Raw genomic sequence first — 25157 nt, forward strand, 5'->3', positions numbered from 1 at the left:
GTGCTGCCTGTTCAGAATGAAAATGTACGCTGAAAACTACTTTTTGTAGTTCAGGCTCCAGATGTCCTGCCAGTCCTGGCGGCTTTCCCAGTCCCCCTGGGCGGTGGCGGTCAGGTATTCCATCAGCTCGCCGCGATGCTTTTCAATGCCGGAGGCTTCATCGGCAGGGAGGTTCACCTTCTGGTTGGTGGACATTTTGCCGTCCACCCCCTGAGGCGCGATGCCTTCGGCGGTCAGCAGATAGTGGGTAAAGAGCTTCGCGGTGTTCGGGCTTTTACTGCCGGTCGCCACCACGCCGAGGCTCGGGTAATTCCAGCCGATAAACGGCTTCAGGCCGCTGCACAGACCCAGCTTCATCCCCTGCTTGTTGTCGCGGAACTTGGCGGTCGACACCAGGCCGACAAAGTCAGTTTTGCTGTCCGGCGCGCCGATAGCGGATGCGGCATCGTTATCGGAGTGGGTGAGCAGCACACCGTTGGCCGCCAGCGCCTTCACAAAGGCCGCAGTGGCAGACTTCTCGTCGGTGTGCAGCGGCTTGCCAAACGCCTGCTGATAGGCATCGCGAACCTGCTGGTCATAGTGGGTTTCCATCTGGCTGAACCAGTCGGTATAGGCCGGTTTGCTGGTAGGATCCTGCATCGCGACGCGGCCCCGCCATTTCGGCTCGGTCAACTGCCAGAGATTGGTCACCGGACAGGTGGCATGATGATCGGTGTTATAGGCGAACACGTTCGGGGCCAGCACGACGGTGAGGGGATCCTGATAGCGGGGGGCAATGTCGCCTTTCAGATCGTCCGGGACCCAGCTCTGAACATAGCCTTTTTTGAGTAACTGCGTCATCCCGGCAGGGGCGTCTTCAACAATAGCGACATCGGCGCGGACGTTTTTGGCCTGCGCTTCCCGGCTCATGATCTCGATGATCTGCGGCGCATCGGCCTTAACCCCCACGGCCTGTAATCCGTACTGCTCGCTAAAGGCTTTTGCCTGCTGCACGATTTTACCGGTCGAGGCGTAAACGGTAATCGGCTGCTCCTGTTTTGCGGCAGCGATCAGCTTCTGCAGATCGAAGGTTTCAGCCTGAGCGATGGCGCTGCTCAGCAGGGCTGTGGCGATAAGGACGGCGGACAACTTGCGCTTCATGGGATTTCCTTAAGAGTCAATTGAGGTTAATTCGCGGTCACGTCGTGACGCAGTCCGTTGCGGTTAAAAAAGTGCAGGGACGAGGTTGGGAGCTGGCAATGCACCTGCTGACGCGCCTGCCAGCGCGGTCTCAGCTGGGTGGAGTGGAACAGCCGGTCTTCGCCCGCTACCAGCTCAATCACCCAGCTTCCGCCGGTGGGCATAATGTTATCGATGGTCATCGGAACGGCGTTGCTGCACGACTCGGCGCTCAGGACGATCTCTTCCGGGCGAATGCCGCAGAGCTGGGTCTGATCGTGCAGGGTAAAGCGCCGCTGAAGATGCTGCGCCAGCTCGCTACAGGGCTGATGAAGCGGGATCATGTTCAGGCGCGGGGTGCCAATAAATTCCGCGACAAAGCGGTTGGCCGGGGTGGCGTAAATCTCATCCGGGGTGCCTACCTGCTGCATCTGCCCGGCGCTCATCACCGCAATGGTGGTGGCAAGGGTCATCGCCTCCCACTGGTCGTGGCTGACAAACACAATGGTGGTGCCAAAGGTTTCATGCAGGCGACGCAGCTCGGCGCGCATCTCCAGGCGCAGGGTGGCGTCGAGGTTCGAGAGCGGCTCGTCCAGCAGCAGTACGCCAGGATTAACCGCCAGCATGCGGGCCAGGGCCACGCGCTGCTGCTGCCCGCCGGAGAGCTGCGCCGGATAGCGTTTGGCGTAATCGGCGATGCGCAGTTTTTCCATCACGTCCTGGCAGCGGGCGATACGCGTTTTGGTCGGCACTTTCTGCAACCGCAGGCCGAAATCGACGTTCTGCTCGACGGTCATATGCGGCCAGAGCGCATAGCTCTGAAAGACCAGCCCGATGCCGCGTTTTTCCGGCGGTACGTAAGTGCCCCGGGCGATGGAGTCGACAACCCTGTCGCCAATGCTTATCTCCCCGCCGCTGGCGTGTTCGATACCGGCAATCATCCGCAGGATGGTGGTCTTGCCGCAGCCGGACGGCCCCAGCAAACACATAAACTCGCCATCTTTCACCGTCAGGTTGATGTTATTAACCGCCGGAGCATCGCTGCCAGGGTAGGTTTTGCTGAGATTCGTTAAGTGGATAGTGGGCATCTTATTTCTCCAGACCATCAGCCAGACCGGTGCCGGTGATCTTCTGGATCATCACCGTTCCGGCCCATGAAATGAGGGCAATCATCAGCACCACGGCATTGGCCGCCTGCTGGTAGTTGTAGTCAATCAGGCGCAGGGACCAGGTAGTCAGCACGTCCGTGGCGGGGGTGGCGAGGATAACGAACAGGCTGACCCCTTTAATTCCTGAGATAAACGGCAGCAGGATCCCGGTTGCCAGCGGCGCGGCCTGGATCGGGATGACAATACGGCGGAGGCGGGCGAACCAGCCAGCACCGGCAATCCGCGCGGCTTCTTCGGCCTCTTTCCCGAGTTGGGTCATCGCCGCGATGCCGGAGCGGCTGGCATAGGGCATTTTTTCGGCAATTAGCGCGAGGATCAGAATCAGCGGGGTGCCGTACAGCGCCGGAACCGGCCCGCGGGCCACGGCAAACAGCGACAGAAAGGCGGCGGCGAAGGCGATACCCGGCACCAGATAGGGCAGGAAGGTCAGCTGGCGCAGGCAGGCGGCGACCCAGCGGAAGTGGCAGCGCAGCACCGCGTAACCCACCAGCAGCCCCAGCACGCCGCAGGCGAGGGAGGCCGAGCCAACAATGACCAGGGTGTTCCACACCGTGTGCCAGAATTCGCCGCTCAGCAGGATCCCGTTGTGCAGGGCCACGGTATCGAGGTTGCGACCAATCCAGTAATCGAGGGTGAAGTTATCGGCGCTGAAGCGGCCCGGAAGGATCATCACCGTCGACAGGAACAGGGTCAGGAGCGGGATCGCCACCCCCAGCAGGACGAATACCAGCGGCAGGGCGGTCGCTGCGCTGCGCCAGCGTCCCAGGCTGCGACGGCGCTCCATCACCCCTTTTCCGCCCAGGGTCACGAAGCGTTTCGCCTCGCGCAGCATTTTCATATCCAGCAGCAGGGTCAGCATGCCCATCAGCATGATCACCGCCGCGATCACCGCCGCCACGCCGGACTGGCGCGTGCCGATGGCCCGGTACAGCCCGGTAGAGAGCGTATCGAAATGCACCGGCAGGCCGAGAATATAGGGCAGGGCGAACTCGCCGATACAGTCCGCGAAAATCAGCAGGGCGGCGGAGAGTAGCGCTGGGCGGACCAGCGGGATAATAATTTTAAAGGCGATAACCCGGCGGGACGCGCCGAGGACCTGGGCGCACTCCTCCATCTGGCTGTCCATACGCTTCAGGGCGTTACCGACAATCAGGATCACCAGCGGGGCGTAGTGCAGCACCATAATGGTCACAATCGGGAAATAGCCGTAGGCCATCCAGTTCGGGGTCTGGATCCCCATCGCCTCCAGCCATCCCGGCTGCCCGCCGATGGCGTGGTTCTTGAAAAGGGTGCTCCACGCCAGGGCAAAGGTCCAGGAGGGCAGCATGAAGGGCACGATAAGCAGGGTGGCAAACCACTTGCGGCCCGCGATATCGGTACGATTCACCAGCCACGCCAGCACGATGCCAACTACCAGGGCGATGGCAACGGTGCTCAGCGCCACCGCGAGGGTGTTGAGTAATGGGGTCCAGAGCAGAAGATCGGACATGCGCGATGTCAGCGTGCGCAGGAGGTAGTACGTGGTAAATGCCCCTTCGGTTGCGCCGGTGCGGCCTTCATCTCCGCTCTGCACCAGCAGCGCATTAATTAACACGGAAACGACCGGGGCCAGGATTATCCAGCTGAACAGACCGAGCAGCAGCACTGCCAGCAGGTTGGCGGGCTCATGACTGATAATCGACAGAGTATGGCGGAGCTTTTGCCACGCGCCGTGGCGTGGGTGGATATCAGATGGGTAAGACACTGGTTTATCCCTGGCTGTGAAAGACAGTCAGGAATATATCGACGCAATGTTACATTTTTGCTAAAAATTTGCACATATGTGCAAAAAAGTGCGCCGGGTGCAAAACCGGAACATTATCAAATTCTTCAATTCCCCTCTTTACATAGCGCGCAGAGATGTTTATAGTGCGCCTCACTTTGGAAGCGTGGCCGAGCGGTTGAAGGCACCGGTCTTGAAAACCGGCGACCCGAAAGGGTTCTAGAGTTCGAATCTCTACGCTTCCGCCAAATTCTGCATAAAAGCCCGTGAAAACGGGCTTTTTTGTATCTAAAATCTATACCTTTCTCACTCAGCATCTTTCAACTACTCATCTTTTCAGATGAGGCCAAATCTCATCTATATTCTGCGAAGGAAGAGACTCTATGAGCAGAAAGCGTTTTACAGAGGAACAAATTGCTGATTTTCTGCGGCAGGCTAAAGAAGGCATGCCTGATAATGAGTTGTGTGAGAAATATGGATTCAGTATCAGCTCGCTTCGTCGCTGGAAAGCGCTGCACGATAGTGCCATCAGAAACAAATTAAGAAAAATGGAATCGACCGCAGCAGTAGTCTATTTAACTATCATAGCCGTTAGCGTGCTGCTTGCGATTGTTTTTCATAAGGTGGTTGGCGTTCTGTTCATATTCCTTATGCTGGGTTATTGCGTTTATTATATTGTGCAATTTCGCAACGTATCCGGCACTTTTATCTCAACTGATAATGTATTTCTCTCTCGCAGAGGATTGGGGGCGAGTAATGCATTTTATATGTTTAGCTGGCTCTTTGTTATTTTGTTTACCCTCTTTATCATTAGCTCGACGGCAATCGCAGGAATGAGTTCGCTTAACTATCCCGGGGCTGAGGCATGAAGAGTACCCGTGTGCCACGGGTACCCGCCAGAGACAGGATCAGGACTTGAACAGATTCTTCAGCGTGTGCGGCTGGCAGCGCAGATACTGGTCCGGCGCATGCACCTGGGCCCCCAGCTCCGCCGCCGCATGCCATGGCCAGCGCGGATTGTAGAGCGCGCCTCGGGCGATCCCAATGATATCCGCATCCCCGCTGGCGACGATGGACTCTGCATGTTCAGGGTCGGTGATCAACCCTACCGCCACCACCGGAATATTGACGGCAGCTTTTACCGCGCGTGCCAGCGGCACCTGATAGCCGGGGTAGACCTCAATCTGCTGATCGGGGTGCAGACCGCCGCTGGAGACGTGAATCGCATCCACTCCGTGGGCTTCCAGCATTTTCGAGAATTCCACGGCCTCTTCGAGATTAAATCCGCCCTCGACCCAGTCGGTTGCGGAGATACGCACGCTGATGGCTTTATCGGCAGGGAAGGCTTCCCGCACCGCGTCGACGATCTCCAGCGGGAAGCGGGCGCGATTTTCCAGCGAACCGCCGTAATTGTCCGTGCGCTGGTTAGAGAGCGGGGATAAGAACTGATGTAACAGATAGCCATGCGCGGCGTGGATCTGGATCAGGTCGATATTCAGTCGGGCGGCACGTTTGGCAGCCTCCGCGAACTGGTTGCGAATTTCGGCCAGGCCGTTGCTGTCGAGAGCGGTGGGGAGGGTATAGCCTTCGCTGTAGGGTACCGCAGACGGGGCTAAGGTCTGCCAGCCACCCTGCTGATCGGGTGGGATTTGACCGTGCTTATCCCACGGCTTATAGGTTGAGGCTTTACGGCCCGCATGGGCCAGCTGGATGCCAACAGGAATATCTGACCACTTACGGATAGTGGCAAGCACCCGGCCCATCGCTTCTTCTGTCTTGTCATCATAGAGCCCGACGTCAGCGTAGGTAATCCGGCCTTCAGGGGAGACGGCCGCCGCCTCAATGGTGAGCAGGCCCGCACCGGACTGGGCCAGTTGCCCCAGATGAAGGGTATGCCAGTCGGTCATGCAGCCCTCTTCGGCGGAGTACTGGCACATCGGGGCGATCACGATACGGTTTTCGAGTTCAAGATTGCGGATACGTAACGGTGTAAACAGCTTGGGTTTAGACATACATGTCACTCCAGATTGCAGCGTTAGAAATGGGATGTGGCGATTTTTATACCTGAATATTCATCAACATACCGCACAGCCAGCGATAACAGAACCTCACGTTTGCGCAAAAGTACGTTGCGTCAGACGCAACGCTGCTGAATTTGCACTATTCACTTTCCGACTCTGGGGAAAGATGCGCCATCAGAAAATCGACAAACACCTTCACTTTTTTAGTGTTCCTGCGGGTGGGATGGTAGATGGCATAAATCGCGGAATCATCCTCACCGTCGTTCACTTCCGCGCGCCATTGCGGCAGTAACCTGATTAGCTTCCCGTCCTGAATATCCTTGTCGATCAGCCAGTCAGGCAGGAGCGCAATGCCATAACCACTTAACACCGCTTCGCGCAAAATTTCTGAGTTGTTGCACTTCAGCGTGCCTTTCACATCGATGGCGACCTGACTCTCCCCATTGAAATACCACTTCGTTTTCCCGGACGAATAGGAAAAGATCAGACAGTTGTGATTCTTCAGATCTCCAGGCAGCTCAGGATAGCCATTCGCTTTCAGATAGTCCGGGCTGGCGCAGATGCACCGGCGCTGGGAAAGTAACTTACGCGCGATCAGGTTAGGGGAGTCGACCTTACCCAGGCGGACAGTCAAGTCTAGCCGCTTTTCCACCAGATCGACGACCTCATCGGTAAAGGTCAGATCCAGGGAGATTAACGGATAGCGGCGGGAGAAGGGGGCCAGCAGCGGGGCGATATGCAGCCTGGAAAACGAGACCGGCAGGCTGATGCGTAACACCCCCCGGGGCTCCCCGGTCTGGTCCCGCACTTCCTGATTGGCGTACTCCAGGTCGTTGAGGATCCTCACCGCGTGTTCAAAATAGACATGCCCGGCCGCCGTCAGCACCACGCTGCGGGTCGATCGGGTCAGCAGCTGCGTACCAAGCACCTTTTCCAGCCCGTCGATCTGACGCGTCACCGAAGAGGTCGCCAGCGCTAATTTTCTGCCTGCCGGCGCGAACCCGCCCTCTTCGACGACCGTAATAAAGGCTTCAAGCGATGCCAGCATATCCATTTTACTCTCCCCGAATCGTTGCGGATGGCGCAACTCTGTTAGCTGTTTTAACTATATTATCACCATTAAGTAACAGTGTTAGCCTTCTCCACAGTGAGAGGTGAAACATGAAAATATCCATTACCGTTACGTCAGATTTTATTTGTCCCTGGTGCCGGATTGCGGATGCCCGGCTGGAAAAGGTACTGCAGGCGTTACCCGACGACGTCGAGGTTGAGGTCGACTGGTTGCCCATGGAGCTCAACCCGGGCATGCCGCTGGAGGGCATGGAGCGTGTCGCCTATCGCCGGGCTAAGTTCGGCAGCTGGGAATATTCACATCAGCTGGATGAGCACACCGTGGAGAAGGGGAAAACGGACGATGTCACCTTTAACTACCCGGCCATTCAGCGCGTGCCTAACACCTTTACGGCCCATCGATTGACGCGGTTTGCGGCTGCCGGAAAGGCCCGAACCCTGCTGGTTAAGCGTCTGTTTCAGGCGTATTTCGAGGAGGGGAGAGATATTGGCGACCTCAATGTGCTGGTGGATGTGGCTGGCGAGTGTGGGATGGACAAAGAGGCTGCGCGCCAATATCTGTTGAGTACCGCGGGAGAAGCGGAGGTGATCCAGCTGGAGGATCTGGCGCGGCAGGGCGATATCAACAGCGTACCCACCTTTGATATTGCCGGTATCAGGCTGACGGGCGCTGTTCCGGTGGATCAGCTCCGCTATTACATCATGGATGCTTATCGCGACCGGCTTAAAGGGGAAGGAGCAAAATATGATCGGTGAAATGCACCCGAGAAAGCGGGCCTTGATTATCGGCGGCTCGTTAGGGGGATTATTTGCAGGGAACATGCTGCAGCAGGCGGGCTGGGACGTCGATATTTTTGAGCGCTCGGCTCAGGATCTCGACAGCCGGGGCGGCGGCATCGTGCTGCAACCCGAAGTGGTGGCGTTAATCCGCCGCAGCGGCATCGAACGCGACTGGGACAATCTGGGCGTGCGCTCAGCGCACAGAGTGGTGTTTCGCCCGGACGGCTCGGTGGAGCACAAACAGTATGCCCCCCAGGTGCAGACCTCGTGGTCATTGATCTACTCCCTGATGCGCTCGACGATTAGCGATATTCATTACCATAAAAATCGTCTCCTTACGGATATCACGTTTCCTGATGATCATCACGTCACCGCCCACTTTGAAGGGGGCGCAAGGGAGACCGGGGATCTGCTTATCGGGGCTGACGGTAACGGTTCGTTTGTGCGCAAACTGCTGTGGAACGACACGCCAGACTACGCGGGGTATATCGCCTGGCGCGGGCTGGTGCAGGAAAACGCCATGCCCGAACGGGCCAGACAGCAGCTTCATGGCGATTTTGCTTTCGCCAGCAACCTGGGGTCGCACATTCTGGGCTATCTGATGCCGGGTGCGGATAACGATTTACGGCCAGGCCACCGCTTTTACAACTGGGTCTGGTATCGGGTCGTTGATGACGCGCAGCGGGAAGCGATCATGACGGGGACCGACGGTGTGGCGCGACGTTATTCCGTGCCTGAAGGGCTGCTGGCCGCACGCTGGAAGGCGCATCTTGATACTGAAGCACAAACACTCCTCCCGCCCGGCTTCCGCGACATTGTGCAGGCAACAAAGGAACCCTTTGCCCAGGCGATCCGCGATCTCGCGGTCGATAAGATGGTGAAGGGCAGGGTGATCTTACTGGGCGATGCCGCCTCTATCCCCCGGCCTCATACCGCGGCGAGCACCTCAAAAGCGGCCGCCAATGCTCTGGCCTTAGGCGATGCCCTGCAAGCCTGGCCTGATGACACGGACAAAGCCCTGTCTGAGTGGGAACGGGAACAAATTTTCCGCGGCAAGTATTTACGCAAAGTGGGGATGAGCATGGGCGATCGGCTGCTTTTCGGCCGGGCTTAATCGGGGGCCATCCAGTCTCCCTGGTCCGTTTTACATTCCGCCGTCATGCCTGCAAAATAGCCGCCTCACTTTTCGCAAAAGATACTCCTGATGAAAAAATCCCTGCTGTGCGCGCTCCTTGCTCTTCTGTCCGGCTCCGCCTTTGCGACAACCGAAGAGGCGCAGATCGCGAAGGTGGTGAACCCCACCATTACGGCGCTGATGAAGGCGCAGGCAATTCCGGGTATGGCGGTGGCGGTGGTTTATCAGGGCAAGCCGTACTTCTTCACCTGGGGGCAGGCGGACGTGGCCGGGAACAAGCCCGTCACCCGCCAGACGCTGTTTGAGCTTGGCTCGGTGAGCAAAACCTTTACCGGGGTGCTGGGGGGCGATGCGGTGGCGCGCGGGGAGATTGCGCTCAGCGATCCTGCCAGCAAGTACTGGTCGGCGTTATCGGGCAAGCAGTGGGAAGGGATCACGCTTCTGCATCTGGCGACCTATACCGCGGGCGGCCTGCCGCTGCAGGTGCCGGACAACGTCACCGATGCCGCATCGCTGGAAAAATACTACCAGACCTGGCGCCCGGAGTGGGCCCCGGGCACGAAGCGCCAGTATGCCAACGCCAGTATTGGCCTGTTTGGTGCCCTGGCGGTCAAACCCTCGACGATGGATTTCGAGCAGGCGCTCACCCGCCGGGTGCTGCAGCCGCTAAACCTCACCCATACCTGGGTCACCGTCCCGGCCAGTGAAAAGGCGAACTATGCCTGGGGCTACCGGGACGGCAAGGCCGTCCACGTCTCGCCGGGTATGCTCGATGCCGAAGCCTACGGGGTGAAAACCTCTATCGTCGATATGGCAGGCTGGCTGCAGGCTAACATCCAGCCGGAGGGCATCCGGGACGCGTCGCTGAAACAGGGGGTGGCTCTCGCGCAATCACGGTACTGGCAGGTGGGCGATATGTATCAGGGCCTGGGATGGGAAATGCTGAACTGGCCGGTCACCTCCCAAACACTGGAGGCGGGGGCGGATAATAAGTACGCTCTGGCGGCACGCGATGCCAGGGCCATCACCCCGGCACAGCCGCCGGTAAAGGCCTCGTGGGTGCATAAAACCGGGGCGACCGGCGGGTTTGGTAGCTACATCGCCTTTATCCCCGCGAAGCAGCTCGGCATTGTGATGCTGGCGAATAAAAATTACCCCAACCCGGAACGGGTGAAGGCGGCGTATCACATTCTGGAAGCGTTGCAGTAAATTCGGGGGCCTACAAAACCTGTAGGCCCGTGCAAGCGCAGCGCCGCCGGGCAAAGTACGGCTCAGCAGGTGAACGCCTTTTCCTTCGCCAGTAGGAACGGGCGCAGATAGGCCACGGTATTCGACAGCGGGATCACCTCATCCGCGAGATTAATCTTCAGCACGTCGCGGATGTAGGTCCGGCGGGTCACAATCCGCGCCCAGAGATCCGGATACGCCGCCTGAATTTTCTCCTGCAATGCCTGGTCCGCAACGGCGATACTCTCTTCAGCGCTCACCCCGGTGTAGCCCGGCACCGAGGGGATAATATCAATCTGCAGGATCATCCCGCTTTTCAGCGTCTCGGCGGAGTGAGGGTAAATCGGGGAGGAGATCCACTCTTCATCGGCGCTGAGATGCCCCGGATTGAGGTGCCAGCCGTACTGCGCTTTATTGAGCACCTTTTCGATATGGGCATACATCTCGCCGCCCGGCATCCCGATATGGATAGTCTCAAGCCAGCTGGCGACCGCCGCAAAATAGGGTTTTGCCACCCGATCGAGATAATCTTTTTGCGCTTCAGGCAGTTCGCTCTCATCGGCAATCACAAATCCGGTCCGGCTCGATAGCCCGCCTTTAAACCCGGTGGTCATCGACAGCGGCTGGCCGCGCTCCAGCTTTTTATAGGTGGGATAGAAGTTCGCCTTCTCAAAGCGCTGTCCGGCGGCGGCGATGGTGACTACCGTCTGATACTGGCCTTCCGCCGCGAGCAGCGCCCCCAGTTCGGTTTCGCGGATCCCCGGCTCTACCGCGTTCATGGCATTCAGCATGCAGCCGGAGGCGAGGTTGGCACCATATTCGTAATGGGCGATTTCGTTCGCATTGTTAGTCACGCGAGCGCCGTTATCGCCGCGGATAAACAGATGTGCAGCGTTTTCCAACTGTGCGCCGGTGCTGTTTCTCAGCGCCTCGACGATAAAGTGCGGCAGGTCGAACAGTTGCGTATTGTCCGCTCCGGTTGAGGTAAACATTTTCCAGCCAACCAGCCCGATTTTACCCAGCTTGTGAAGGCCGATAACGCTGAACAGCGTCTCCAGCGAAGCCTCATTCTCCATTGGCTGATTCGGCAGCGAAAAAGAGGGGCAGTGCTTTAACGTAACCGGGAGCCGCGAATGCTGCGCCATCTTCAGGTTTTCATTGCCCAGAATCGCCGTCGCCGCGCCCGATGTATCAAGGATCAGCAGACCTTCTTCGAAGCGCGGGACAAAGCCGGTCAGGTACTCGAAGTTCCCCCCGTGCTCCTTATCAGCATAAATCACAAGGGCGTCAAAGCCCGCCTCGCTCATGCGGGTCAGCACCTTATTTTTACGCTCAAGCATCGTCGCATCGGTGAGCAACACCGGGGCCACAGCCGTAAAATTGCGTGGTGCCGGGATGGTCTGCAGCTGGATCATCATTTACCTCATCATCAGAAAGCGGGGAGCGTCAGGAACTTTTTTGCGCATGCACCCGCACGGTGGAGGCAGGCGAGTTGATCAGTTTATTGGCCGGGCGCACCGGGCGGCGCACCAGTTCTCCCTGACAGTTGGGGCAGCGATGGTTGAGATGGGTTTCTACGCAGTCGGCGCAGAAGGTGCACTCAAAGGAGCAGATCCGGGCGTCCTGAGCGTCAGGGGGCAGGTCACGATCACACCATTCACAGTTCGGGCGAAGTTCGAGCATAGTTTCGTTCCTTTCAGCAGGTTGCGTCTGCCTCACTATGCCAGAGAGACTGTAACCCTGCGATAGCTGTGTCGCAGGGTTGAGATCAGCGTCCACGCTCAGGATGTTGGCCGCCGGGTAGGGAGAAACGTTAAATCATTTTACTGTTATGCCGAGCGCGTTGCTTTGTACGCCAGCCACTCGCTCCAGACATTCTCCGGATCGATGTCAGGGTAGCCACGCTCTTTGGCCATATCTTCAGCAATCTCTTCAGGTAGCTCAATGGCCGTGGCGCTGTCGCGTATCAATTCAACCTCTTGCTGGGTCAACGCATGTCCCATTTCGCGTTCTTTAGCCACCAGCACGGCGATCAGGGCAGGAACAAATACAATCGTCATTTCTGATAATCCTCTGATATGTCTGCAAGCCACTGTATCACTGAGTGTTATGGCAGAAAAACATAAATGCCCTTTCGGGCATTTATGTTTTGTCTGAATGTATCCTGTCAGATACCGGTTAGTGCCAGAACAGCGCAATCAGGATAATGATTGGGATCGGGACGCCTAAAAAGAACAGCAGTAATGAGCGCATATAAACCTCCTGGAATAGTAAGTATTAAAGATCGCGTTGACGGCCACCGAAGGTCGCACACAGGCTGGCTACGAAAGCACCGGCCAGCAGAGAGATGAATGTCCAGAGCATAAGGTAGCTTGTGGTTTTACGTGCAGTATCAGCCACTTGCTGAGCTTTCTCTTTCGTTTCTTTTAATTTAGCCTGAGCTTTGTCATAGGTGGTTTGTACGCGTTGTTCAGCCTCTTGCTGGCTGATACCCGTACGTTGAGCAATCAGCTGCGCGACATACTGACGATCTTCCGGCGGTAACTGACCGGTGGTGATGCTGTTGGTGAAAATACCGGTAACTTCATTCAACTGTGCTGGAGTGAGATCCTGCTGAGGTGCCGGGGCAGCGGGCGCTGCTGCTGGCGCATCTGGCGATGCTGGGGTAGCTGGTGCGGCAGCAGGTGTACCTGGACGGAACATCGAATTAACGAAGTAGTCCATTGGCGAACCTGAACCTTCAGAGGAGGCGTTAGCCATACCCGCTGCGCCACCTACCGTCGCTGCGGCAGCGCCGCCTGCAACGGAACCCACCACTTTAGCACTTCCACCCACAATGGAACTCACGGTTGAGGTTAACAACATTGCCGAGACCAGGGCAGCAACAGCCCAGGCTAAAAACCCGTGGGCGGTATCGCGGAAGTAAACTTCATTGGTATGGGTACCGACCCATTTGGTACGCAGGCGTCCGGCCAGATAGCCCCCCATACCTGACGCCACGATTTGTGTGAACGTCAGCCAGCCTATCGCCGCAATACCTACCGTACCGGCTTCAAGTCCGTCATTTTCCCAGGGCGATACGGACGTCAGGCCTAATCCGGCGCCCAGCATCAGCAGAATTAACGACAAGGATGCCGCTGCCGCCGCGCCCGCAAAGATGGCGCCCCATGATACGGCACTGGTGGTGCTGCTCGCGACGGTTTCAGGCAGACGCGGATCAGGATACTGCGTGTTAACCGTGGAATGATCGTGAATGTGAGTCATAGCTGTTGTCCTTTAAATAATCTTACGCCGGAACGCAGGTCTGTTGTTTGCGTTCAGTACCAGGAACTGATTGAAAAAACAGGAAACCTATCCATCTTCAACATTGAACCGCTTTCAGGACCGATCTATACACCTTATAACGAGGCGATCGCTAAAAGTTAAAGAAAATAAAACAGCTGAAAAGTGAATATAGACATCTATTCAATGATCTTAGGATAGTTGATAATTTTGCTCCGGGCACGTTTTGCTTCAAAGAAATAAGCGCAACGGCAGCGATGACGCTTGAAACACAAATTTCCTGCACAGGCTTTCCGCCTGCAATAATATTTCAGGAGTGTACTGCGCTCATTAAAAATCCGTTACCGCTTAAGATAACGGATTTTATAATATTCCTTACTCTTCATCAGGCGCGCCAGATTTAATAAACCCTTAGGCGACGCCGGTACCACCGTCTGAGCACCAGACCTGACCGGAGGCATAAGAGCTGCTGTCAGACGCCAGCAGAACATACAGGGGGGCGATCTCAACTGGCTGACCGGGTCTGCCCAGCGGGGTATCTGCACCAAACTGTTGCACTTTTTCCTGAGGCTGACCGCCGCTGGACTGCAGTGGAGTCCAGTATGGGCCCGGAGCCACCGCGTTTACCCGAATACCTTTTGGGCCAAGCTGTTTGGCAAGGGATTTGGTGAAGGCCACGTTGCAGGCTTTGGTCTGGGCATAATCCAGCAAGATTTCGCTGGGTTTGAAGGCCTGAACCGAGGAGGTGTTAATGATGGCCGCGCCTTCAGAGAGGTGGCGCAGCGCGGCACGCGTAATCCAGAAGGGGGCATAGACGTTGGTTTTGAAGGTCGCGTCGAAAGCCGCGGTCGTCAGCTCCTCAATGGACTCGCAATACTGCTGTCTCCCGGCATTGTTAACCAGAATATCGAGGCCGCCCAGTTCACTCACCGCCCGTTCAACCAGGGTATCGCAAAACGATTCCACCCGAATATCACCCGGGATGGCGACAGCTTTACGGCCTTCCGCCTGAATAAGCGCGATAACGGCCGCAGCATCAGACTCTTCTTCGGGCAAATAACCAATGGCCACATCGGCACCTTCACGGGCGTAAGCGATCGCTACTGCACGTCCAATTCCGGAGTCGCCGCCAGTAATAAGGGCTTTTTTACCTGCAAGTTTGCCTGAGCCGATATAACTCGTCTCGCCATGATCGGGGATTGGCTTCATTTCTGATGCCAGTCCAGGCATTTGTTGTGGCTGCTCCACAAACGGTGGACATGGGTAGTGTTTTGAAGTGTTGTTTCCTGATGTCATCCCGGCCTCCTTAGTTATTGAATATAAATAATAGCCACTGTGACGTGACACACATTTCCGGGAGGCATAATTCAGACTATTCTTCTTTTGGATATATTTTTGCTTTTTTCCTTATTATGTCATACCCAAAAAACAGCGGCTTCTGCCAAAGGCACTGATAAGATAGGATTGGACAGGGCGTAATAACTCAGTAAGAGGGTTTTATTGTTATCCCTATGATGAACGATAATTATGTGGCGATTTCGTCAAAGATATTTCTTCCGCCAGAGACGCCGCGGAAGTTTTTTAGATTTTATCATCTCGCAGAATATGAAAAATAAATAACCTATGACAACCCAACAGCAGTTCAGCTTTGCCACCCGTCCGCTGGTGCCCTTTGCCCATGATTACACTCATGGCGAAACGGAGCCCTGGCACAGCCACACCTGTGCCCAGCTTCTGCATACCCTCAGCGGGGTGGTGCGCGTGGAGACGGTGCAGGGGTTCTGGATTGTGCCGCCGGGGCGGGGTGTCTGGCTGCCCGCCGGGACGCAGCATCGCCTGCTGATCACCGGCAACGTGGCGGCCCGGACGCTGTTTATCGATCCCTTTGCCAGGGCGGATTTACCGTCGGTTTGCCAGGTGGTACAGATTTCCACCCTGCTGCGCGAGCTGATCATCGCCTCGCTGCAGTTGCCGGAACGCTATGCGGCGGGCAGCCGGGCGGAGCGTATTTATGAGCTGATACTCGATGAAATTCGCGGGATAAGCGTGCTGCCGTTCAATCTGCCCGAACCCGAGGCACCTGCGTTGCTGGCACTGTGCCGTCTGATTCAGGCCGAGCCGGGCACCCGCTGGACCACGGCGCTGGCCGCCAGCCAGCTCAACATCAGCGAGCGTACCCTGCTGCGGCACTTTCGCCAGCAGACCGGGCTGGCGTTCAGTGAATGGCTGCGCCGGGCGCGGCTGATGGAGGCACTGAACCGCCTCGCCCAGGGACAGTCCGTGCTCCGGGTAGCGCTGGACCTCGGCTATGAGAGTCACAGCGCCTTCAGCGCCATGTTCCGCCGCACCCTGGGCGTGGCCCCGAGCGACTACTTCCAGCCCGAGTCGCTCTCCGGCAACGCGTTCAACAGCGCCTGAAGCGACGCCCGGGAAACATCGTTGTCGATGCCGGTTCCCCAGCGGCTTACGCCCTGCTTAAAGCTGCAGCGGATATAGGCCGCGGACCGGCTTTCGCTGCATCTGCCGAGCGTATGCTCGTGATAATCCTCGATCGCAAACGTCAGGTTAAAGCAGCTCTTTAACGCACCCGCGGCGGCCGAGAGCAGCCCGTTGCCTTTCCCCTCTAAGGTCACAATCCCGTCGGCGGTCTGCACGCGGGCCCACAGGGCCAGCCCACCGTCCGCCTGGCTTTCGGTCCGGTAGTCCAGCAGCTGGCGCGGGGCGAGCTGATGCGGGCCATACAGCTCGCGATAGAGCTGCCACAACGCACTCAGCGTCATCTCGCTCCCTTCCCGGTCGGTGTGCGCCTGGACGTGGCGGCTGAAATCCTGCTGCAATGCCCGGGGCAGTACCAGACCATGATTTTGCTCCAGCATCCAGGCCGCGCCGCTTTTGCCGGACTGGCTGTTGACGCGGATCACCGCCTCATAGCTGCAGCCGATATCGTTCGGGTCGACCGGCAGATAGGGCATCTCCCACTGCGGGGAGGCTGACTGTTCCCGGGCGTGAAAACCTTTCTTGATCGCGTCCTGATGCGAGCCGGAGAAGGCGGTAAATGCCAGCTTGCCGGCGTAAGGATGGCGCGGATGCACCGGCAGCTGGTTGCACTGCTCCACCAGCTCCACCACCTGCTTCATGTCGCTGAAATCGAGCTGGGGCGAAACCCCCTGGCTATAGAGGTTCATCGCCAGCGTCACCAGACAGACGTTCCCGGTGCGCTCCCCGTTGCCAAACAGACAACCCTCCACCCGGTCGGCTCCGGCAAGCAGGGCCAGCTCGGCGCTGGCGACGCCGCTGCCGCGATCGTTATGAGGATGCACGCTGATGCAGACCTCACGTCGGCGGGAGAAGTGACGGCAGAAGTACTCAATCTGATCGGCATAGACGTTGGGGGTGTTGACCTCGACCGTGGCGGGAAGGTTAACGATCATCGGCCGTGCGGAAGAGGGCTCCCAGACATCCGCCACCGCCTCACAGATCTGCAGGGCAAATTCCGGTTCGGTAAAGCAGAAGGTCTCCGGGGAATATTCGTAGTTCCAGTGCGTCTGCGGGTTGGCTTCGCACAGGGCGCGGATCTGGCGCGTGGCGCTGACGGCGAGCTGGATAATTTCTTCTTTGCTCTGGCGAAAAACCAGCTGGCGGAACAGCGGCGCGGTGGCGTTATAGAGATGCACCGTGGCGCGTTTAGCCCCCTCCAGCGAGGCAAAGGTGCGCTCAATCAGATCGCTGCGCGCCTGGGTGAGCACCTGAATGGTAACGTCATCCGGGATGCGCTGCTCCTCAATCAACTGACGGACAAACTGAAAATCCGTCTCTGAGGCGGAGGGGAACGCGACCTCGATCTCCTTAAATCCGCACTTCAGCAACTGCTCCCAGAAGCGCAGCTTGCGCGGGATATCCATCGGCTCGGCCAGGGCCTGGTTGCCATCGCGCAGGTCGGTAGAGAGCCAGCGCGGGGCCTGGGTCAGGATCTTGTCCGGCCACTGGCGGTCGGGTAAAGCAATCGGGGCAAAGGCGGCGTACTTCTGCGAGGGATTTGGCAGCATGGTTTTTCTCCAGGTGATGTTGTGTTGTTATCCTGGCGAAAAAGGGGGCAGGGTACTGGCGCAAAACTGACAACCTGTGGCGAGGATCCGCCACATCAGGTCACCCTGAGCAGCGCCTCCGCCATCAGCTGCTCCAGCAATGTCCGGGCTTTGGTCCCCTCCTTATGTTGCAGGGTGATCCCCAGGCTTCCCGGCGTGGGCAGAACCTTTCCCGCCACCCGCAGATTGCCCGGCATCCCGATACGGGTGCGCAGCGTGACGCCAAGTCCCGCCTGTACCGCAGCCCAAATCCCGCTCAGGCTGTGGCTGACAAACACCACCCGCCAGGGGATGCCCGCCCGGTTCAGGCAGTCGATGGCATGGGATCGCATCAGGCAAGGGTGATCAAACATCACCAGCGGCAGGGGCTCGCCCCCGGCCAGCAGGGCGCTGATGTCCAGGTCCGGGGGCTGGATCCATGCCATCTGGCTCTGGCCGATCGTCCGACCCTGGCGCTGGGCGTGCGAATCCTGCCACAACAGCACCATATCGAGGGCGTCATCATCGAAGGCATTCAGCAGGGGCCGGTTGCGATCCACCCGGGCGATGATCCGCACCCCGGGATGATGGCGTTTGAACTCTCCCAGGATGCCTGGCATCAGCGACTCGCCAAAATCCTCCTGCATGCCGATGCGGATCTCCTCCTGCAGCTGTTCGCCTTTAATGACGCTCTGCATCTCATCATTCAGGGCCAGCATCCGACGGGCATAGCCCATAACGATCTCGCCGTCGCGGGTCAGCGTCAGGCCGCGACCCCTCTTCATTACCAGCTCCGTTCCGCACTGCTGTTCCAGCTTTTTCAGCTGAGCGCTGACCGCCGAGGTGGAGCGGCACAGGCGGAGGGCGGCCTGGGCAAAGCTGCCGCACTCCATGCCGGTAGCGAAAGTGCGCAGAGCATCAAGGTCGAGGGTTGGGGGAAGTTTGTTCATTATCGTCCTGAAATAGGGGATGGTAGGTCACAGATTATTTGATTTTCAGGATGAAAATATCGCGCCAGAATCACCTGACTGTCAATACGGAGAGAACACCATGGCGAAATCACTCACGGCTGAAACCCTGTCCCGCGTCGCGCCAAAGTTGGCCGAGCTGAGCAGAGAGCTCCTGTTCAATGATATCTGGCAACGTGACGGGCTTTCCCGGCGCGATCGCAGCCTGATCACTCTCGGTGCCCTGACGGCGTTGGGGCGGGTGCAGCAGCTGCCCTGGCATATCGACTTCGCGCAGCAAAACGGCCTGAGCAGAGAAGAGATCGCCGAAGCCTTCACCCATCTGGCGTTCTACGCCGGCTGGCCTGCGGCGGTGTCAGCGCTTGGCTGCCTGGACGAGGAGTAACGCCGATGCCTTTCACCCGTATCTCCCTGCGACCAGGTTACAGCGATGCGCAGATAACCCAGATCTCGGACATTCTGCAGCACAGCCTGGAGGCAGAGTTTGCCGTCCCGCCCGGGGATCGCTTTCAGATTTTTGAGGAGCTTCCGCCCAGGCTACGCGTGTTTGATCCCCACTACAAAAGCAGAGGGCGCAGCGATAACTTTATCCAGTTTCATATTCTGGCGGGCAAGCCGCGCTCGTGTGAGCAGAAGCAAAACTTCTGCCGCCTGCTCTGCAAACGGCTGCAAGCGGTGCTGGATATTCACCCGAATGATGTGATGGTGATGATCCACTTCAATACCGCCGATGACTGGAGCTTCAGCCAGGGGCAGTTGCTGTCGGAAGAGGGGTTATAATTGTGAAGCGATGCGCCGCCACTCCTCTCGGGTGATTTCCCACAACTCCGTGTCCAGCTCACCGGCAACGTATTGCCCTTTCTCTACACGCACTAACCGCATGCCGCTGCGCTCGGATAAGCTTCTGGACCGGCTATTAATGGCGGCTTTCGGGACGCGCAACACCTCGCGATCCAGGTCGGTAAACCAGAAGCGGGTAACCGCCTGGCAGGCTTCGGTCATGTATCCCTGACCCTGATATTCCGGGACCAGCCAGAAGCCGCGGTTATTGTCCGGCGTATCCATCAGGCAAATAACGCCGATGACCTCCTGCGGCTCCGCTTTCCGGCGTAGCGTCCAGAACCAACCTTTACCTTCTTTGCTTGCTGGCAACGCCACGTTTTCAACATAGTGCTGCGCCCCGTTATCGGGATAGGGCCAGGGGACGCTGGCGACCAGGTAACGGACAATTTCCCAGCGGGGGAAGATGCGCTGGATCTGGGGGGCATCTTCGGGGGTGAGAGGTTTCAGCAGTAAGCGTTCGGTTTCGAGCGGTGGGGTGGGCATGGCTTATTTCCTTGTTAAGCGGATAACGATTGATTGAGTACAGCAAAAAATAACCTGTTTCGCATCCGGGAACGGACTTTATTTGCAAGGAAAAGATGAATGGCAAAATAATAAATAACTACAGATATGAATTATTGCTATCGTAAAAAGCATTTCTAAATTATTTCTGAGTTTAAGCGTAATGCATTGAATATCTCAGATGAACAAGTTCAGGTGATATAGGGTTTTTACATCACTATAATACTCTGGGGCTCGGAGAGATGTACTACCTAAATTCTGTTAAATGGCCATCTACTGAAGAGGGCGGATTAAGAAGGTTAAGGCTGGGGGAGATTAATCTGGCCAGTACGCTTTACGGTTACAGCATTCATTATCATAAGGTCTGGATCCACCGTGAAAGTTATTTCCCTTTCAATTTGCAGGATGCCGACCGAGGAATGGCTCCCAATGGTGAAATATGGTTCAGGACAGGAAAATATCAGCATGATTTTTCTATGCCTGAAAAAGGAGAACCCCAGATTGCCCAACATCTTTTCCTGCATGAAATGATGCACGTCTGGCAGCATCAGCGTGGAATGTGGGTGCGTATGCGCGGCGCGTTTTCATGGGCAGCGGATTACACCTACAGCCTGGATAAGGCAACTTTAGGTGATTACGGTCTGGAGCAGCAAGCCTCTCTCGTGAGCGATTACTGGTTATTAAAGCACTATGGTTTCCTGGGGAACGAAGGGCTTTATGATTACAGGGATTATGATCCGTCGGAACCAGTTCTGACATTGATGCAGAAATATGAAAAGGTGTTAGGGAGTTTTCCCGGATGAAAATTCCTGTATTAATTATGTCGGTGATTCTGTTGACGGGATGCCCACGCAAGGGATATGAAGGTGCGCAATATGGTTCATGGCGAGCAATTCATATTGACGGGGATCGCATTTGTTTCACTTTAGATAAAGATGATGTGCTCGAAAGTTATAGGATTGGACCCAACAGCAACGTATCTAATAAATTGCTTTATAACTATTCAACTCAGTTGTCTTATCCAGATACCTGTTTCACAGCGCATTTTGAAAAAGCAATGATCTATGGTGCAAGATATATGATCAATAAACAATGGTATAACTACTCTTTCATTATTGATAATGACGGCCAGGTTTTAGATTTAGGTGGAGAGGCAGTATGTCCTTATCCGAGTGCTGAATCATTATGATTAATTCACCCGCGATGAAGGAATTAAGGAACTTAACAAGGATGGAAAAAATCATATTACTTGCGCTAGTCATAACACTGACTGGATGTATTGGTAAAGTCAATAAAGGCCCACAATATGCAAAAAACAGGAGCGTCTATATTGACAGGGATCGCGTCTGCTTCAGTGTTGATAAAAAGAGAGTGCTCAGCAATTATGATTTTTCAGTTATGGGTAAGATACCTAAAGTATTATTAAGGGGCCGTTCGACTCATCTTTCTTATCCGGAGAGCTGTTTCATGGTTCCGTTGGAAAGGGGAGTTATCTATAGGGCAAGCTATATGCTGGATCAAAAGAATTATTACGATACTTTTATTATAGACAGTTCCGGTCATGTCATATATTTATGGGCATATACTGATTGCCCATATATGAGCATTATTCCCTGGTAATAAGCAATGCAGCTACGCTTTCATCGCTAATAATGGAAGCGCTATTTTTAAAGTAAAGGAGATACTAACCATGTCATTACCCGCCTATTTATTTCTTTATGATGAAAACGGAATGTTATTAAACGGTGGAAGCCTGGCACTGGGTCGCGAAGGCGCGGTCGAGGTGATGAGCAGCAGCTACGGCCTCAGCCAGCCGGTTGATCCGCACACCGGACGAATGGGCGGAACGCGGCAGCACGCACCCTATGTTATCCATAAGCAGGTGAATAAATTATCCCCCTTTCTCGCCAATTGTATTTGTGAAGGTCGGCGGCTAAAAAAAGCCGAGATGAAATATTATGAAACCAACGAGGCAGGCATCGAGCGGGAAATCTACCGGGTCACAATGGAAGGCGTTGTGATTGTATCTGTCAATGCCAATCACACCTATATACCGGGATCCAACAGCCACAATATGATTGAAACCATAGGATTGCGCTATAACAGTATCGAATGGTATTACCTGGATGGGGTGATTAAATATACCGACGCATGGTCTAAGCCTGCACCACAACAGCAACAGACCAATCAATGAATCGCATTCATCTCTGCACTGGACTGATTAATTGAGCGTCTGGTGCAGAAATGCACCCGGAACTGGTGAAGCGAAAGTGCAGCCGCGGGTCCAGCGCAGGAAGATGCGAGCTGTATGCACGGATCCGCGTCAGATATCTTGCGGTGATTAGGCGGAGGAGGGGGCAGACATCAAAAATAGATGGCAGTATTCAACGATCCTACCAACCGTAGAAACAACCCTATCCTGGGGCTGCACGAACAAATTAAACCTCTGTATTTGTGTGTGTTTATTGGTATCGAATAACCTGCTGGCTTGTTTTTTGTACAAGCAGAATAGGGTTTAACCTGCCCCAAATAACAATTCAGACCTTCCTTAATCCAGTCCAGGAAACGCCAGAGTTGCTAACTCATTGATTTTAATGTATTAAATTTTTAATGGAATTTATTGAATCCATAATGCCCTGGTGACATATATTAATAGCATTATAACTAAATTATACTTCTGTACATATGACGGAAAGGTGAGGCTAGAATGCGGTTAATTGTCTTGTTGTTAAGCTTTGTGATATCCACCCAGGCCTGGGCTGGTGAGCTTTCCAAACCTGCCGGTAAAGTACTTTTAACGATGTCCGGTAATATACAAAATACAAATGAAGACGGAAAAGCCGTTTTTGATATCGCCAGCCTTGAGAAACTGGGCATGGTCAGTTTCCAGACCACTTCTCCCTGGTACGATGGGCGCCCTACCTTTACGGGTGTTCCCGTGCAAAAGCTGATGGATTATGTCGGGGCGAAGGGGACTGTCGTTAAGGTCACCGCGCTTAATGACTACACCACCATTATCCCTCTCAATGATTTCAAAAAATACAACGTTATCCTGGCCTTGAAAATCAACGGAGAATATATGCGTATCCGTGATAAAGGCCCATTATTCATCGTGTATCCTTATGACAGCATACCTGAACTGAACAATCAGATTTACTATTCAAGATCTGCATGGCAGGTCAGCAAAATGACGATTGAATAGGCGTTCAGGAGAGCATCATGAACAGGATACTGGCGGGCATCATTTTTTTCCTCTTTATCTCCACCGGATATATCTCTTTCCTGGTGCATGAAAGGCAACAAGAGTTACAAAAACTGACCCACTACACCGATTCATGGTCTGCTGCGCAGCTGGTATCAGAATATTACCGATTTGAATCCGTGCTGGGGCTTTACACTATCGATGACACGCTGTCGATCGATGATGTCCGCCTGCGTCTCGACATTATGCTCAGCCAGAGTGATTTAACGAAAGAAGGTGATTTAGGGCGCTATATTGAGAGCAATAAAGCGCATCAGGAACTGGCTCTCCACCTCGAAAAGACACTTAAATATCTGGATGTTCATCTTGAAAAAATGACCCGTTCAGAACTCGAAACATACCTGAAAACAATGCACACGCTTGATGCGCCATTAAGCCATCTTTCATCCAGTGCATTGGATAAGGATGTTACCTCGATTAACAGTGCTAACCTCAAAATTCAAACGCTGTATTATATTTATTCAACGACCTCTGTTCTGCTGATTATACTGAGTGCCATATTAGGTACGCTGATATTCTATCAGAACAGAAATATCCTGCAGGCGCACCTTCAGGTAAAGAGCCTTGCAGAAGAGCTCCAGACATCAAAAGAGAAACTGCAAATCCAGAATGCGCAGCTGGAATATGATGTCTATCACGACTCCCTTACCGGGATGAATAACCGCCAGTTTTTCTGGGATAATCTAAAAAAAGTCATCGAGATTGCTGAAAGAAATAATAAAGCTGTGACGGTGATGTTATTTGATTTAGATCGGTTTAAAGAGATTAATGATACCTGGGGTCATGATGCCGGCGATATGCTGTTACGCCAGATATCCGACCGTCTGACGTCAATAGGTCTGATTTCAGAAACGCTTTATCGCTTAGGTGGAGATGAGTTTGCCTGTCTTTCGTCTGGCCTGACCGAGAGCAGCGCTGTCTTGCGGGCCCAAAAAATATGTGAGGCTATCAACCAGCCCTACACGATTGATAATACGATTGTGAATATCGCCACCTGTGTCGGTATCGTTATTTCAGAGACTGAACGCCGCGCCGACTATCTGTATAAATTTGCCGATCTGGCCCTGTATGAAGCTAAAAAAGAGGGCTCCGGTCAGATAAAAGTCTTCCGCCAACGCATGCTACAAAAGCTGCTGGAAAGCCGAACCCTTGAACACGATATGGCCATGGCGTTAGTGAATAAAGAGTTTGTGGTCTATTATCAGCCGATCGTCGATTCGTTCACCCAGGATATTTACAGCTATGAAGCCCTTATTCGTTGGGTGCATCCTCTGAAGGGGCTTCTGTCGCCGGATAGCTTTATTCCGGTGGCTGAAAAAACAGGCATGATTAATGAGATGGGTAAATCTGTGCTGGAAATGGCCTGCAGGGAAGCGGCGTCCTGGGCGGTTCCGGCAAAAATTTCAGTGAATGTCTCTCCTGTTCAGCTAAGCAGCAAAGCCTTTGCCGGGATAGTGTTGTCCATCCTTAAAGAGACCGGCCTTCAGGCCGACCGTCTTGAACTGGAAGTGACGGAGTCTTCTCTCTTTGCCGGGAGCAGTACGCCGGTAAATACGCTTAACAAACTCCGGGCATTAGGCGTGAGAATCTCCATCGATGATTTTGGTACCGGATACTCTTCTCTTTCCCGGCTGAGCAAGCTTGCCTTCGATAAAATCAAAATCGACAAGTCCTTTGTGCATTCGATCTCAACCCAGGAAGATGCCCTGACGATAATCAAACTCATCACGGGTATGGCGAAGTCCCTGAATATGAAGACGGTTGCAGAGGGTGTTGAAACCCAGGAACAGCTGGAAAACCTACAGGCGCTGGGCTGCGATCTCGCGCAAGGCTATCTGTTTGGCAAGCCTCAGCCGGGTATCGATGGGAAAATCAGAAACGGTTAAATCGCGAATCTGCTTCACGCTGTAAAGT

The 25157-nt window shown here is 55.1% G+C and carries 26 protein-coding genes and 1 tRNA gene; 14 read left to right on the forward strand and 13 right to left on the reverse strand.

Going from position 1 to position 25157, the window contains the following annotated elements; translation table 11 throughout:
- Positions 1-36: 36 nt before the first annotated feature.
- Genes G7090_RS08070 through G7090_RS08080 form a run of 3 tightly spaced genes read right to left on the reverse strand, consistent with a single transcriptional unit; the run spans position 37 to position 4071 of the window.
- Complete coding sequence (locus tag G7090_RS08070) at positions 37-1140, reverse strand: ABC transporter substrate-binding protein (protein ID WP_166182063.1); 1104 nt, start codon at positions 1138-1140, stop codon at positions 37-39.
- A 26-nt stretch (positions 1141-1166) separates the two neighbouring features.
- Positions 1167-2246: an ABC transporter ATP-binding protein gene (locus tag G7090_RS08075; protein ID WP_106992643.1), complete on the reverse strand. Its 1080-nt coding sequence runs from the start codon at positions 2244-2246 to the stop codon at positions 1167-1169.
- Position 2247: 1 nt separating this feature from the next.
- Positions 2248-4071: an iron ABC transporter permease gene (locus G7090_RS08080; protein ID WP_166182064.1), complete on the reverse strand. Its 1824-nt coding sequence runs from the start codon at positions 4069-4071 to the stop codon at positions 2248-2250.
- 178 nt (positions 4072-4249) lie between these two features.
- Between G7090_RS08080 and G7090_RS08085 the strand changes: the two genes are divergently transcribed.
- Both G7090_RS08085 and G7090_RS23875 read left to right on the forward strand, forming a co-directional pair.
- Positions 4250-4337, forward strand: a tRNA-Ser gene (locus G7090_RS08085).
- A gap of 135 nt (positions 4338-4472) precedes the next feature.
- Positions 4473-4958 (forward strand): transposase, encoded by a 486-nt coding sequence (locus G7090_RS23875; RefSeq protein WP_166182065.1) that lies wholly within the window; start codon positions 4473-4475, stop codon positions 4956-4958.
- A gap of 39 nt (positions 4959-4997) precedes the next feature.
- On the opposite strand, the gene G7090_RS08095 is transcribed toward G7090_RS23875, so the two are convergent.
- Positions 4998-6101 (reverse strand): NADH:flavin oxidoreductase/NADH oxidase, encoded by a 1104-nt coding sequence (locus G7090_RS08095; protein WP_166182066.1) that lies wholly within the window; start codon positions 6099-6101, stop codon positions 4998-5000.
- 148 nt (positions 6102-6249) lie between these two features.
- Positions 6250-7164, reverse strand: a complete 915-nt coding sequence (locus tag G7090_RS08100; RefSeq protein ID WP_166182067.1) for a LysR family transcriptional regulator — start codon at positions 7162-7164, stop codon at positions 6250-6252.
- Positions 7165-7271: 107 nt separating this feature from the next.
- Between G7090_RS08100 and G7090_RS08105 the strand changes: the two genes are divergently transcribed.
- The 3 genes from G7090_RS08105 (at position 7272) to ampC (ending at position 10305) form a co-directional block, all read left to right on the forward strand.
- The gene (locus G7090_RS08105; RefSeq protein WP_166182068.1) at positions 7272-7937 is read left to right on the forward strand and encodes a DsbA family oxidoreductase; all 666 of its coding nucleotides are present in this window, start codon (positions 7272-7274) and stop codon (positions 7935-7937) included.
- Positions 7927-9075: an FAD-dependent monooxygenase gene (locus G7090_RS08110; RefSeq protein WP_166182069.1), complete on the forward strand. Its 1149-nt coding sequence runs from the start codon at positions 7927-7929 to the stop codon at positions 9073-9075. The genes G7090_RS08105 and G7090_RS08110 overlap by 11 nt, the downstream gene beginning before the upstream one ends.
- Positions 9076-9162: 87 nt before the next feature.
- Positions 9163-10305 (forward strand): CMY2/MIR/ACT/EC family class C beta-lactamase, encoded by a 1143-nt coding sequence (gene ampC, locus G7090_RS08115; RefSeq protein WP_166185155.1) that lies wholly within the window; start codon positions 9163-9165, stop codon positions 10303-10305.
- A 62-nt stretch (positions 10306-10367) separates the two neighbouring features.
- On the opposite strand, the gene G7090_RS08120 is transcribed toward ampC, so the two are convergent.
- The 5 genes from G7090_RS08120 to G7090_RS08140 all read right to left on the reverse strand — a co-directional run bounded on the left by G7090_RS08120 (position 10368) and on the right by G7090_RS08140 (position 14901).
- Positions 10368-11741: a Xaa-Pro peptidase family protein gene (locus tag G7090_RS08120; RefSeq protein ID WP_166182070.1), complete on the reverse strand. Its 1374-nt coding sequence runs from the start codon at positions 11739-11741 to the stop codon at positions 10368-10370.
- Positions 11742-11769: 28 nt separating this feature from the next.
- A complete protein-coding gene (locus G7090_RS08125; protein WP_106992650.1) occupies positions 11770-12006 on the reverse strand; it encodes a DUF1272 domain-containing protein in 237 nt (78 codons plus the stop codon).
- A 146-nt stretch (positions 12007-12152) separates the two neighbouring features.
- Positions 12153-12383 (reverse strand): hypothetical protein, encoded by a 231-nt coding sequence (locus G7090_RS08130; RefSeq protein ID WP_166182071.1) that lies wholly within the window; start codon positions 12381-12383, stop codon positions 12153-12155.
- Positions 12384-12600: 217 nt separating this feature from the next.
- A complete protein-coding gene (locus tag G7090_RS08135) occupies positions 12601-13587 on the reverse strand; it encodes a hypothetical protein (protein WP_166182072.1) in 987 nt (328 codons plus the stop codon).
- A 429-nt stretch (positions 13588-14016) separates the two neighbouring features.
- Positions 14017-14901 (reverse strand): SDR family oxidoreductase, encoded by an 885-nt coding sequence (locus tag G7090_RS08140; RefSeq protein WP_166182073.1) that lies wholly within the window; start codon positions 14899-14901, stop codon positions 14017-14019.
- A 327-nt stretch (positions 14902-15228) separates the two neighbouring features.
- Here G7090_RS08140 and G7090_RS08145 point away from each other — a divergent pair, with 327 nt between their 5' ends.
- A complete protein-coding gene (locus G7090_RS08145) occupies positions 15229-16023 on the forward strand; it encodes a helix-turn-helix domain-containing protein (RefSeq protein ID WP_166182074.1) in 795 nt (264 codons plus the stop codon).
- Here the strand turns inward: G7090_RS08145 and leuA are convergent.
- Complete coding sequence (gene leuA, locus G7090_RS08150; RefSeq protein ID WP_166182075.1) at positions 15975-17651, reverse strand: 2-isopropylmalate synthase; 1677 nt, start codon at positions 17649-17651, stop codon at positions 15975-15977. The two genes, G7090_RS08145 and leuA, sit on opposite strands and share 49 nt — an antisense overlap.
- A 95-nt stretch (positions 17652-17746) precedes the next feature.
- Positions 17747-18619, reverse strand: coding sequence for a LysR substrate-binding domain-containing protein (locus G7090_RS08155; protein WP_166182076.1), 873 nt, complete (start codon positions 18617-18619; stop codon positions 17747-17749).
- 100 nt (positions 18620-18719) lie between these two features.
- On the opposite strand from G7090_RS08155, the gene G7090_RS08160 reads away from it, so the two are divergent.
- Positions 18720-19022, forward strand: coding sequence for a carboxymuconolactone decarboxylase family protein (locus G7090_RS08160; protein ID WP_166182077.1), 303 nt, complete (start codon positions 18720-18722; stop codon positions 19020-19022).
- 5 nt (positions 19023-19027) lie between these two features.
- The gene (locus G7090_RS08165; RefSeq protein ID WP_166182078.1) at positions 19028-19417 is read left to right on the forward strand and encodes a tautomerase family protein; all 390 of its coding nucleotides are present in this window, start codon (positions 19028-19030) and stop codon (positions 19415-19417) included.
- Here the strand turns inward: G7090_RS08165 and G7090_RS08170 are convergent.
- Positions 19412-19963 (reverse strand): GNAT family N-acetyltransferase, encoded by a 552-nt coding sequence (locus G7090_RS08170; protein WP_166182079.1) that lies wholly within the window; start codon positions 19961-19963, stop codon positions 19412-19414. The two genes, G7090_RS08165 and G7090_RS08170, sit on opposite strands and share 6 nt — an antisense overlap.
- A gap of 260 nt (positions 19964-20223) precedes the next feature.
- Between G7090_RS08170 and G7090_RS08175 the strand changes: the two genes are divergently transcribed.
- The 6 genes from G7090_RS08175 (at position 20224) to G7090_RS08200 (ending at position 25129) form a co-directional block, all read left to right on the forward strand.
- The gene (locus G7090_RS08175) at positions 20224-20784 is read left to right on the forward strand and encodes a type IV secretion protein Rhs (RefSeq protein WP_166182080.1); all 561 of its coding nucleotides are present in this window, start codon (positions 20224-20226) and stop codon (positions 20782-20784) included.
- Complete coding sequence (locus G7090_RS08180; RefSeq protein ID WP_166182081.1) at positions 20781-21170, forward strand: putative T6SS immunity periplasmic lipoprotein; 390 nt, start codon at positions 20781-20783, stop codon at positions 21168-21170. The genes G7090_RS08175 and G7090_RS08180 overlap by 4 nt, the downstream gene beginning before the upstream one ends.
- A 41-nt stretch (positions 21171-21211) precedes the next feature.
- A complete protein-coding gene (locus tag G7090_RS08185) occupies positions 21212-21601 on the forward strand; it encodes a putative T6SS immunity periplasmic lipoprotein (RefSeq protein WP_166182082.1) in 390 nt (129 codons plus the stop codon).
- A gap of 70 nt (positions 21602-21671) precedes the next feature.
- Entirely contained in the window at positions 21672-22175 is a 504-nt protein-coding gene (locus G7090_RS08190) for a type VI secretion system tube protein TssD (protein ID WP_106992657.1), read from the forward strand.
- Positions 22176-22688: 513 nt separating this feature from the next.
- Positions 22689-23183, forward strand: coding sequence for a molybdopterin-dependent oxidoreductase (locus G7090_RS08195; protein WP_106992658.1), 495 nt, complete (start codon positions 22689-22691; stop codon positions 23181-23183).
- A 17-nt stretch (positions 23184-23200) separates the two neighbouring features.
- The gene (locus tag G7090_RS08200; protein WP_166182083.1) at positions 23201-25129 is read left to right on the forward strand and encodes a bifunctional diguanylate cyclase/phosphodiesterase; all 1929 of its coding nucleotides are present in this window, start codon (positions 23201-23203) and stop codon (positions 25127-25129) included.
- The last annotated feature ends 28 nt before the right edge of the window (positions 25130-25157 follow it).

The organism is Leclercia sp. 29361 (assembly GCF_011290365.1).
In the GTDB taxonomy this organism is placed as follows: domain Bacteria; phylum Pseudomonadota; class Gammaproteobacteria; order Enterobacterales; family Enterobacteriaceae; genus Enterobacter; species Enterobacter tamurae.